This window comes from Mesorhizobium sp. M0276 (assembly GCF_040321755.1).
Classification (GTDB): Bacteria; Pseudomonadota; Alphaproteobacteria; order Rhizobiales; family Rhizobiaceae; genus Mesorhizobium.
In genome coordinates, this window is sequence record NZ_JAMYSC010000044.1 from 37,891 (window position 1) to 49,184 (window position 11,294).

Sequence of the window (11,294 nt, forward strand, 5' to 3'; positions counted from 1 at the left end):
CGCGGCTGTCACACATCGCACCTACACGCAATCGAGGCGCCCTGCGACTGACCTTTCGGGGCGCCAATAGCCAATTGGGGTGTCCAGAAAATGCAAGACAGCAAGCTGTCGGGCCGCTGTATCTTTTGCCGCCGCGATTTCCGCTTTCCGCTCTAGAAGTTCAACAACTCGCCGCTGGGAGGAGCGCGCGGTCCGGAAGACAGATGCATGAACAGATTTCAGATCCAGGACACCAAGCAGGACGACTTCGCGGAGATGGTCGCGGAGGACGTCGAACGCGCGCTTGCCCACTATGATGAGGCCATCAACAAGCCCACCATGGTCTCGGTCGGCAAGATCGCCGGCAGCATTGCGTCCGCCGTCACCTTGCTGTCGCCAAAACACCAGCGCGCCATCGATACCATCCGTGCCGACCTGCCCGGCCTGGCATCGAAATTCGTTCGCGCGCTGGCGGCGGAGGCCGCGCGCCGTAGCGAGGCAGGCATAGGCCGCGCGACAGGACTGGCATCCCCGGCCGATATCGATGGGCCTGTTTCTTCATCGCCGCGAGCCGACGACCTCGAATCGATGCTGATCGAGGACTGGGCGGGCCGCGTGGCCGGATCGACCTATCTGGAAGAAAACCTGCGCATCGCCCGCTCGACCCTGCATCGCTGGCAAAGGCGGGGCGAGGTCATCGCCTTGCGCAAGGGCGGCCGCAAACATGTCTTCCCGTTGGCGCAGTTCGTCGACGGCAGGCCGGTTGCGGGCATCCGCGCCGTGCTGTCCCTGATCAGCAATCCGAGGCTGCCGTGGCTGTGGCTGACGCGGCCCTCGGCCGACCTCGAAGGCCAAGTCCCAATCGACCTGCTTCGCCAGGATCAGGTCGAGGAGGTCGTCGAGGCCGCACGCGTGTTCGCACCGGCTTGAAAGCTTTGCTACACCCAGGTCGCTCCTGCTCTAGGCAGTCTTGCGAATCGGCTGGCGAGATCCGGACTGTTCTTGCGAAGTCAGTTCCCTGGCAGTGACCAATCGGTTGCGGCCATTTCTTTTGCCGATATACATCAGCCGGTCGGCGAGAGCGACCAGGGCATCCGAATCGGCGGCGTCCACAGGATACATGGCGATACCGACGGTGCAGCCGATCTGGATGGCGCTATCTGGCGCCGGGATTTTGATCTGCAGCCTTTCCAGGATGCGCTCGGCGACCCGCACCGCCTTTTGCCGCGCGAGATCCGGCTCTCCCGAAAACAGGAAGGCGAACTCATCGCCACCGAGCCGCGCCACGAAATCGTCACTGCGCAAGATGGAGCGAAGGTTCTTCGATACGCGCTGCAGCAGCGCGTCGCCGGCCTCGTGGCCGAGCGTGTCGTTGACTTGCTTGAACCGGTCGAGGTCGATGAACAGAAGACCGGCCGCCTCGCCGGTGGCGCCGCAGCGGGCGACCACCGATTTCAGTTCGTCGTGGAAGGCGCGCCGGTTGGGCAAGTCGGTCAATGCATCGTGGTTGGCCGAATGGTCGCTCTGCAGCTTCGCCAGCTCGATCTCCCGCTTTTGCGCGGACAGTTCCTCGTTGGCTGCCTTCAGATCCAGCAGCAGCTGGGAATTGAGGTCCTCGACAACCTTGCGGTCGCTGATGTCGACGACGAAGCCTTCCAGGAATTCGAGTTTCCCGGTGTCGTCCCAGACACCGCCGCCGATCTCGCGCACCCATAGCGGTTCGCCGACCTGCGGGACGATGCGATAGTCGACGTTCCAGTTGCAGCGCGCCTCGAGCGCGCCGTCGACGGCGGCATAGACGGCGGCGAGATCATCCGGATGGATGGCCGAGACATAGTCGCGCACCGCGTTGTGAATGAAATCGCTCGGCCAATAACCGCTGACGGTGAAGATGCCGTCGCTGATGTAGAGCATGGTGTAGGACGCATCATTGCGACAGCGGTAGAGATAGCCGTCCATGCGGCCGGTGATGCTGAGAAGCGCATCCAGGCGTTCGTCCTGATAGGCCCCCTCGCCGACCACCGATGCTGGAACTCGATCATGCTTCATGGCCGCACCCCCGTTTTGGCGGTCTGAGCGAGCCGTAGATGCCATCACGGCACGTCGGCAGGACATCCCCTATATCAGCTGAATCTTATCAATCTCTTATGGCTGAGCGTCGGCGGCCTTCTGGACGCCGTACGGTCAGAAAGCCAGGTCGTCGGCTTTTCGTCCGCGGCGCGGACCGTTCGTCAAGTCCCCGCCGTATACGCCGCGATCGCCGCCATGTTGACGATGTCTGAGTCCTTAGCGTTGAGAGACACGATCTGCACAGGCTTGTTCAGCCCGACCAGCAGCGGGCCGATTACCGTCGAGCCGCCGAGTTCCTGCAGCATCTTGGTCGAGATCGAGGCCGAGTGGAACGCCGGCATGATCAGCACATTGGCCGGGCCAGTCAGCCGGATGAACGGATATTGCGCCATGGCGCGGGCGTTGAGCGCGACATCGGCGGCCATTTCGCCGTCATATTCGAAATCGACACGACGCTTGTCGAGGATGCGCACGGCTTCCTGGACGCGTTCGGAGCGCTCGCCGTGCGGATGGCCGAAGGTCGAATAGGCAAGCATGGCAAGCCTCGGCTCGTAGCCCATGCGGCGGGCGAAGCCTGCCGCCTCCTCGGCGATGTCGGCGATCTGCTCGGCGTTCGGCATATCGTGCACGGCGGTATCGGCGACCAGCACGGTCCTGCCCCGCGCCAGCACGATCGAGACGCCGATGACGCGGTGGCCGGGCCTGGCATCGATGACGCGACGGATGTCGTCGAGCGCGGTGGAATAGTTGCGGGTCACGCCCGTGACGATACCGTCGGCATCGCCCAACGCCACCATGCAGGCGGCGAAGTGGTTGCGGTCGTTGTTGATCAGCCGCTGGCAGTCGCGGAACAGGAAGCCTTTGCGCTGCATGCGCTCGTAGAGGTAATCGGTGTAGACGCCGTTGCGGCGCGACAGCCGTGCATTGATGATCTCGATGCCTTGCTTGTTGAGGTCGATGCCGGCGAGCCTGGCGTTGTCCTTGATGACGTCGTCGCGACCAAGCAGGATGGCGGTGCCGAGCTTCTGGTTCACATAGGAGACGGCGGCGCGCATCACCTGTTCCTCCTCGCCCTCGGCGAAGACGATGCGCTTGGGCTGGCGGCGCACACGGTCGTAGATGCGCTGCAAGGTCGAGGCGATCGGGTCGCGGCGGGCTGACAGTTCCTGCGCGTAGCGGTCGAGATCGAGGATCGGCTTGCGAGCGACGCCTGAATCCATCGCCGCCTTGGCCACCGCTATCGGAATGGCCGAGATCAGGCGCGGGTCGAACGGCACCGGGATGATGTAGTTGGGGCCGAATTTCGGCCGGTTGCCCTGATAGGCGGCGGCGACGTCGTCGGGCACGTCCTGGCGCGCAAGTGCTGCAAGTGCCTGGGCGGCGGCGATCTTCATGTCGTCATTGATGGTGGTGGCCCTGACATCCAGCGCACCGCGGAAGATGTAGGGGAAGCCGAGCACGTTGTTGACCTGGTTAGGATAGTCGGAACGCCCGGTCGCCATGATGGCATCGGTCCGGATCTCGGCCACTTCCTCCGGCGTGATCTCCGGGTCGGGATTGGCCATGGCGAAAATGATCGGGTTCTTGGCCATGGACCGCAACATTGCGGTGGTCAGCGCACCCTTGGCGGAAAGGCCAAGGAAGACATCGGCGCCGTCGAGCGCCTCGGCGAGGCTGCGTGCCTCGGTCTTGACCGCATGCGCCGATTTCCACTGGTTCATGCCTTCGGTGCGGCCTTGAAAGACCACGCCCTTGGTGTCGCACAAAATGATGTTTTCGGGCGTGAAGCCCATCGCCTTCATCAATTCGATGCAAGCGATGCCGGCGGCACCGGCGCCGTTGCAGACCATCTTCGTGGTCTTCATGTCGCGGCCGGTGACCTCCAGCGCGTTGATCAGGCCGGCGGACGAGATGATGGCCGTGCCGTGCTGGTCGTCGTGAAAGACCGGGATGTCCATCAATTCGCGCAGCCGCTGCTCGATGATGAAGCATTCCGGCGCCTTGATGTCCTCGAGATTGATGCCGCCGAAGGACGGGCCGAGGAAGCGCACGCAGTTGATGAACTCCTCGGCATCCTCGGTATCGACCTCAAGATCGATGGAATCGACATCGGCGAAGCGCTTGAACAGCACCGCCTTGCCTTCCATCACCGGCTTGGAGGCCAGCGCGCCGAGATTACCGAGGCCGAGAATGGCGGTGCCGTTGGAGATGACGGCGACCATGTTGCCGCGCGTCGTGTAGTCGAAGGCGCGGCTGGGGTCCTCGGCGATAGCGAGAACCGGAACCGCGACGCCGGGCGAATAGGCGAGACTCAGATCGCGTTGCGTTGCCATCGGCTTGGTGGCGACGACTTCCAGCTTGCCGGGGCGCCCCATGGCGTGGAATTCGAGTGCTTCCTGCGCGCTGACGGACGGACCGCTGTTCTCGGTTTTCCTGGCCATGATGTGCTTGATTTCCTCGCCGGTGCAGCACCTCGTTGAAGCGGGTGCTTTGTTTCGATTCGAATTAAGACCACGCGCCGCCGCGTGTAAACCGCCAGCGCTTGGGAATCGCGGATCGTCCGGGAAATTGCGAACACCCGGCAGCCCGGTCGTCCCCTGTTTTTCGAAGCCCCGGCATTAAACCGCGCGATCACATCTGCTAGCGTGCCGTGCATGAACATGCATGCCCCGAACGAGCCGGACGCCCCCGAGGCCATGACGCCGTTGCCGACCGCCGGCGCCACGCCGATGATAGAGCAGTTCATCGAGATCAAGGCGGCGAACCCGGATTCGCTGCTGTTCTACCGCATGGGCGATTTCTACGAGCTGTTCTTCGACGACGCCGAGAAGGCGAGCCGGGCGCTGGGCATCGTGCTGACCAAGCGCGGCAAGTATCAAGGGCTCGACATTCCAATGTGTGGCGTGCCGGTGCATGCGGCCGACGATTATCTGCAGAAGCTGATCGGCCAGGGATTTCGCGTTGCCGTCTGCGAGCAGATCGAGGATCCGGCCGAGGCGAAGAAACGCGGCTCGAAATCCGTGGTGCGCCGCGACGTGGTGCGGTTGGTGACGCCTGGCACCATCACCGAGGACAAATTGCTGGCACCGTCGGAATCGAGCTTTCTGATGGCCCTGGGGCGGGTGAAGGGTGGCGGGACCGATCACGCCTTTGCGCTGGCCTGGATCGACATCTCGACCGGCGCCTTCCGCGTCACCGACACAACCGCCGACCGGCTGCTGGCCGACATCTTCCGTGTCGATCCGCGTGAGCTGATCGTCGCCGAACCAGTGTTTTACGATCCGGAACTGAAGCCTGTGTTCGACGTGCTCGGCCGCGTCGCCAGCCCGCAGCCGCCGTCGCTGTTCGATTCGGCCTCGGCCACCGGGCGCATCGCTCGCTTCTTCGACGTGGCGACGCCGGATTCCTTTGGCGCCTTTTCGCGCGCCGAACTGTCGGCGATCTCGGGCGCCATTGCCTATGTCGAAAAGACGCAGAAGGCCGAGCGTCCGCCGCTGTCTCGGCCGGAGCGTGAGGAGCAGGGTTCGACCCTGTTCATCGATCCGGCGACACGCGGCAATCTGGAACTGCTGCGCACGCTGTCCGGCAGCCGCGAGGGCTCGCTGTTCAAGGCGATCGACCGTACGGTGACCGGCGGCGGCGCAAGGCTGCTCGCCGACAGGCTGATGGCGCCTCTGACCGACCCCGCCGCGATCGGCGCCAGGCTGGATTCGGTGTCGTTCTTCCGTTCCGAGACGCGGCTCTGCCAGGCGGTGCGGTCGAGCCTGAAGAGCGTCGCTGACATGCCGCGCGCGCTGTCCAGGCTGGCGCTCAACCGCGGCGGCCCGCGCGATCTCGGCGCGCTGCGCGCCGGTTTCGAGGCGGCAGGCGCGATCGCCGAAATCTTTGCCACGACCGCCCTGCCCCTGGAACTCGCGGCCGCACTCGCCGCCATCCATGCGCTGCCTCAGGCGCTGGCTCAGCATTTGACGCAGGCGCTTGGCGAGGAACTGCCGCTGCTGAAGCGCGACGGCGGCTTCGTTCGCGGCGGCTATCACGCCGAACTCGACGAGACGCGGGCGCTGCGCGACGAATCGCGAAAGGTCATCGCCGGGCTGGAGCGCTCGCTGATCGACGAGACTGGCATCCGCTCGCTGAAGATCCGGCACAACAATGTGCTTGGCTACTACATCGAGGTGACCGCCAATCACCATGCGACCATGACCGGTAGCGACGGCGCCAAGGCGCGCTTCATCCACCGGCAGACCATGGCCAACGCCATGCGCTTCACCACGACCGAACTTGCCGGACTTGAGACCAAGATCGCCAATGCCGCAGACCGGGCGCTCAGCATCGAGCTAGCCGCCTTCGACGCGCTGACGGCGGAAGCGGTCGGCGAGGCGGAAAAGATCCGCGCCGGCGCCGATGCGCTGGCCGTGCTCGACGTGTCGGCGGCACTCGCGCTTTTGTCGGAAAGCGAAGCCTGGTGCCGGCCGGTGGTGGATTCGAGCTTGGCTTTCGAGATTACGGGCGGGCGGCATCCGGTGGTCGAGCAGGCGCTGCGCCGCTCCGGCGAAGGCCCGTTCGTCGCCAACGACTGCGATTTGTCGCCGGAAGGCAGTGCCAGGAACGGCGCGATCTGGCTTTTGACCGGCCCCAACATGGGCGGCAAGTCGACGTTCCTGAGGCAGAACGCGCTGATCGCCATCCTGGCCCAGACCGGCTCCTTCGTGCCGGCGACATCGGCACATGTGGGCGTCGTCGACCGGCTGTTCTCGCGCGTCGGCGCCTCGGACGATCTGGCGCGCGGCCGCTCGACCTTCATGGTCGAGATGGTCGAGACGGCGGCGATCCTCAACCAGGCCGGGGAGCGCGCGCTGGTCATCCTCGACGAGATCGGCCGCGGCACCGCCACTTTCGACGGCCTGTCGATCGCCTGGGCGGCCGTCGAATACCTGCACGAGAAAAACCGCTGCCGGGCAATCTTCGCCACCCATTTCCACGAGATGACGTCGCTCGCCGGCAAGCTGGCGCGATTGCACAACGTCACCATGCGGGTCAAGGAATGGGAAAACGACGTCGTCTTCCTGCACGAGGTCGGCAAGGGTGCGGCCGACCGTTCCTACGGCGTGCAGGTGGCGCGGCTGGCCGGCCTGCCGGAGGCGGTGGTAGACCGGGCCAAGGAAGTGCTGCACCAGTTGGAGGAAGGCGAGGTTTCCGGCAAGACCAACCGGCTGGTGGACGACCTGCCGCTGTTTTCGGTGGCGGTGAAGCGGGAAGCGCCCAAGCCGGTGAAGAACGACGCGCTGGGCGCGGCGCTGGGCGAGATCAATCCTGACGAGATGACGCCAAGGGAGGCGCTGGAAGCGCTTTACCGGCTGAAGGGGCTGGCGGGCAAGTAGTCAGATCATCTCCAGGCCGCGCTTGCGCGTCGGCGGCGGGAAGGCGCGGTCGAGATCGGCGAGATCTTCGCCCGTAAGCTTGATGTCGAGCGCAGCAGCATTCTGGCGGACATGCTGCTGGCTGCTGGCTTTCGGAATGGCGATGACGCCCTCCTGGTGCATCACCCAGGCCAAGGCGATCTGTGCGGCCGTGGCGTTGTGGCGGGCGGCAATTGCGTCGAGCCGGGCGTTGCGCGCCAGCGCGCCCTGCTCGACCGGCGAATAGGCCATCAAAGGGATGCCGCGCTGCCGACTCCAGGGGGCGAGATCGAATTCGAGGCCACGCCGGACCAGATTATAGAGCACCTGGTTTGTCTGGACGTTGCCGCCATCTGGCAAGCCGACCAGTTCTTCCATCTCGTCGGCGTCGAAATTGCTGACGCCCCAGTGGCGGATCTTGCCGTCCTCTTTCAAGGCCTCGAAGGCCGCGACCGTCTCGATCAACGGCACGCCGCCGGGCCAATGCAGCAAATAAAGATCGATGCGGTCGGTGCGCAGGTGTTTCAGGCTGTTTTCGCAGGCGCGCTGCACGCCCTCGCGCGAAGCGTTTGATGGTAGAACCTTTGAAACCAGGAAGGTCTCGTCCCGGCGCCCGGCAATAGCCTCGGCCACCACCTCCTCGGCGCGGCCGCCGGCATACATTTCAGCGGTGTCGATCAGTGTTATGCCGAGGTCGAGGCCGAGCTTGAGAGCATTCACTTCATCGGTGCGGCGGCTGATATCCTCACCCATCTTCCATGTCCCCTGACCAAGCACCTGAACGGCTTCGCCAGAGGGCAATCTGGTGGTTCTGATGATCGATGGCATGGCAGGCTCCAGTGGGGCCGGATCGCATCACAGGCTGGGCGAGAAATCCAGAGGCGCTCTCGATTGCCGTGGCGATTGCCTGAAGCTTACTTCACCGGGTGGGCGGCGAGCCATGCCTGCATCTGCTTGATCTCGGCTTGCTGAGCGGCGATGACGCCTTCGGCGAGCTTGCGGATTTCCGGATCCTTGCCATTGGCAAGCACGACCTTGGCCATGTCGATGGCACCTTGATGGTGCGGGATCATGCCCTTGACGAAATCGACGTCGGCATTGCCGGTGTACTCGGACGCCATCATGTCGGTGTGCATCTTGTCCATCGCCGCCTTGTAGCCTTCCGTCGAAGGGCTAGTCGCCGCGCCCGTCGCCATGGCGCCCATGTCGTGTTTCATCTCTTCGCTCTGCGCCGGAACGCTTTCGAGGAAGACGGCAACCAGCATTCCGGCCGCCATCAGCAAAAGCACGATTTTCTTAGCCAAGGTCATTCCTGGTCTCCTGTTGATTGGTTTTCGTATTTGGGGGCTTGGATCAGAGTTTCAATGTTCTGAGCCGCAGGGCGTTTGATATCACCGACACCGAGGACAGGCTCATCGCCGCCGCCGCCAGCATCGGCGACAACAGCGTGCCCGTGAGCGGATAGAGCACGCCGGCAGCGACCGGCACGCCAAGCACGTTGTAGAGGAAGGCAAAGAACAGGTTCTGGCGGATGTTGCGGATCGTCGCCTGGGCCAGCGTGCGGGCCCGCACGATGCCATTGAGGTCGCCCTTGACCAAGGTGATGCCGGCGCTTTCGACGGCGACATCGGCGCCGGTGCCCATGGCGATGCCGACATCGGCCGCGGCAAGCGCGGGTGCGTCGTTGACGCCGTCGCCGGCCATGGCGACGCCCGCGCCTTTTGCGCGCAATTCCTCAACGAGGCCCGCCTTCTGTTCCGGCAACAGGCCGGCGCGAACCTCGTCGATGCCGAGGCTCCTGGCAATGGCGTTGGCCGTACGCTCATTGTCGCCGGTCGCCATGATGATCCTCAGGCCGCTGCCATGCAGCGCCTTGATCGCCTCGGCGGTGGTCGCCTTGACCGGATCGGCGACAGCGACAATGCCGCCCAGTTTCTTGCCGACGGCGACGAACATCGCCGTCTTGCCTTCCGCCTGCAGCGTCTCGGCCTGAGCCGAGATGGATGCGGTGTCGATGCCGATATCGGCCATCATCGCGGCATTACCGAGCGCGACCTTCTTTCCCGATACGGTGCCGGAGACGCCCTTGCCGGTGACCGCCTCGAAGCCGCTGGCATCGGCGACGGCTATGCCGCGCGTAGCGGCGCCTTCGACGATGGCTTCGGCCAGCGGATGCTCCGACCCCTTCTCCAGGCCTGCGGCAAGCGCCAGCAATTCGTCTTCGGAAAAGCCCTTTGCCGCAACGACATCGGTTAGTTTCGGCCGGCCTTCGGTCAGCGTACCCGTCTTGTCGACAATCAGCGTGTCGACGGAGGCGAAGCGTTCGAGTGCCGCGGCTTCCTTGATCAGTACACCGGCGTGCGCCCCACGCCCGGTGGCTGTCATGATCGACATCGGCGTGGCGAGGCCGAGCGCACAGGGGCAAGCGATGATCAGCACCGACACCGCCGAGACGATGGCAAAGATCAGGCTGGGCTCGGGTCCAAACATGGCCCAGGCGCCGAAAGCGGCAATCGCGATGAGGACGACGGCCGGGACAAAGTAGAAGGAAACGCGATCGGCCAACCCCTGAATCGGGGCGCGCGAGCGTTGCGCCTTGGCGACGAGCTCGACGATGCGCGCCAGCGTCGTCTCGGAGCCGATCCGCTCGGCGCGCATGATCAGCGAACCGTTCTTGTTGAGCGTGCCGCCGGTCAAGGCATCGCCTTCAGTCTTTTCGACCGGCAACGGCTCGCCCGTGATCATCGATTCGTCTATCGAGGAACGGCCCTCCAGCACGATGCCGTCGACCGGCACCGCGTCGCCGGGACGAATGCGCAGGCGATCGCCGGCCTTGACCGCGTCAAGCGGCACATCGCTTTCGGAACCGTCGGCAGCGATCAGCCGCGCGGTCTTCGGCGCGAGATCGAGCAAAGCACGGATTGCCGAGCCGGTTTTTTCACGCGCACGCAGCTCCAATACCTGGCCGAGGAAGACCAGCGCGACGATGACGGCGGCAGCCTCGAAATAGACCGGCACGGCACCGCCATGGCCGCGGAACTGATGCGGAAAAATGTCCGGAAACAGCGCGGCGATGACGCTGTAGAGATAGGCAGCACCTACCCCTAGGGAGATGAGGGTCCACATGTTGGGGCTGCGGTTGAGGATCGAATCCCAGCCGCGATGAAAGAAAGGCAGCGCCGCCCACAGCACGACGGGACTGGCCAGTGCCAGCTCCAGCCAGACCATCGGCCGCTCATCGATAAAGGCTTGGAACGTCAGGCCGAGCATCGGCGCCATGGCGACGATCAGCAACGGCACGGACAGTGCGGCACTGACCCAGAACCGCCTGGTGAAATCGACCAGTTCGGGATTTGGCCCTTCATCGCCTGTCGGCACGCCCATCGGCTCCAGCGCCATGCCGCAGATCGGGCAGGAGCCGGGCTTGTCGCGGATGATTTCAGGGTGCATCGGGCAGGTGTATTGCGTGCCCTTGGGCATCGCCTGGGGCGCCGGCCTGTCGCCTAGATATTTTTGCGGCTCCGCTTCGAATTTCGCCTGGCAGCCGGCGGAGCAGAAGTAGAAGCCACGGCCTTCGTGGCGGACGAAGTGCCTGGCTGTCGCACGATCGACGCTCATGCCGCAGACCGGATCGGTGGCAGTCAGGAATTTTTCCGGCTCGGCGACGAACTTCGTGCGGCAGCCTTGACTGCAGAAATGATAGAGGTGGCCATCATGCCCGGGGGGGGGGGGGGGGGGGGCGGGGGGGGGCGGGGGGCGGGGGCGCGGGCGGGCGGGGGCCGCGCGGCGGGGGGGCGGGGGGGGCGGGGGGTGGGCGCCCGCGCGGCCGCCGGGGCGCGTGGGGTG

At 64.7% G+C, this 11,294-nt stretch carries 7 protein-coding genes; 2 read left to right on the forward strand and 5 right to left on the reverse strand.

The genetic code is table 11. From position 1 onward, the window contains the following. The first annotated feature begins 207 nt into the window (after positions 1-207). Positions 208-909, forward strand: coding sequence for an antitoxin Xre/MbcA/ParS-like domain-containing protein (locus NKJ01_RS27410; protein ID WP_352732820.1), 702 nt, complete (start codon positions 208-210; stop codon positions 907-909). A 30-nt stretch (positions 910-939) separates the two neighbouring features. On the opposite strand, the gene NKJ01_RS27415 is transcribed toward NKJ01_RS27410, so the two are convergent. Together NKJ01_RS27415 and NKJ01_RS27420 are read right to left on the reverse strand one after the other, a co-directional pair. Beyond that, complete coding sequence (locus NKJ01_RS27415) at positions 940-2,028, reverse strand: diguanylate cyclase domain-containing protein (protein ID WP_352732823.1); 1,089 nt, start codon at positions 2,026-2,028, stop codon at positions 940-942. A gap of 182 nt (positions 2,029-2,210) precedes the next feature. Then, positions 2,211-4,490, reverse strand: coding sequence for an NADP-dependent malic enzyme (locus tag NKJ01_RS27420; protein WP_352603945.1), 2,280 nt, complete (start codon positions 4,488-4,490; stop codon positions 2,211-2,213). Positions 4,491-4,703: 213 nt separating this feature from the next. On the opposite strand from NKJ01_RS27420, the gene mutS reads away from it, so the two are divergent. Further along, positions 4,704-7,430 carry a DNA mismatch repair protein MutS gene (gene mutS / locus NKJ01_RS27425; protein WP_352732826.1) on the forward strand — a complete coding sequence of 909 codons (2,727 nt, stop codon included), beginning with the start codon at positions 4,704-4,706 and terminating at the stop codon, positions 7,428-7,430. Here mutS and NKJ01_RS27430 read toward each other — a convergent pair whose 3' ends face one another. The 3 genes from NKJ01_RS27430 to NKJ01_RS27440 form a co-directional block, all read right to left on the reverse strand. Further along, positions 7,431-8,276: an aldo/keto reductase gene (locus NKJ01_RS27430; RefSeq protein ID WP_352732828.1), complete on the reverse strand. Its 846-nt coding sequence runs from the start codon at positions 8,274-8,276 to the stop codon at positions 7,431-7,433. Positions 8,277-8,362: 86 nt separating this feature from the next. Beyond that, entirely contained in the window at positions 8,363-8,758 is a 396-nt protein-coding gene (gene copM, locus NKJ01_RS27435; RefSeq protein WP_023762740.1) for a CopM family metallochaperone, read from the reverse strand. 43 nt (positions 8,759-8,801) lie between these two features. Then, positions 8,802-11,294, reverse strand: a 2,493-nt coding sequence (locus NKJ01_RS27440) for a heavy metal translocating P-type ATPase (protein ID WP_502905920.1), incomplete at its 5' end; no start/stop codon positions are given.

Excerpts from the sequence above, each read along its gene's own strand:
- NKJ01_RS27415 (WP_352732823.1), bottom strand. The coding sequence starts at position 2,028 with ATGAAGCATGATCGAGTTCCAGCATCGGTGGTCGGCGAGGGGGCCTAT.
- NKJ01_RS27410 (WP_352732820.1), top strand. The coding sequence starts at position 208 with ATGAACAGATTTCAGATCCAGGACACCAAGCAGGACGACTTCGCGGAG.
- mutS (WP_352732826.1), top strand. The coding sequence starts at position 4,704 with ATGAACATGCATGCCCCGAACGAGCCGGACGCCCCCGAGGCCATGACG.
- copM (WP_023762740.1), bottom strand. The coding sequence starts at position 8,758 with ATGACCTTGGCTAAGAAAATCGTGCTTTTGCTGATGGCGGCCGGAATG.
- NKJ01_RS27430 (WP_352732828.1), bottom strand. The coding sequence starts at position 8,276 with ATGCCATCGATCATCAGAACCACCAGATTGCCCTCTGGCGAAGCCGTT.
- NKJ01_RS27420 (WP_352603945.1), bottom strand. The coding sequence starts at position 4,490 with ATGGCCAGGAAAACCGAGAACAGCGGTCCGTCCGTCAGCGCGCAGGAA.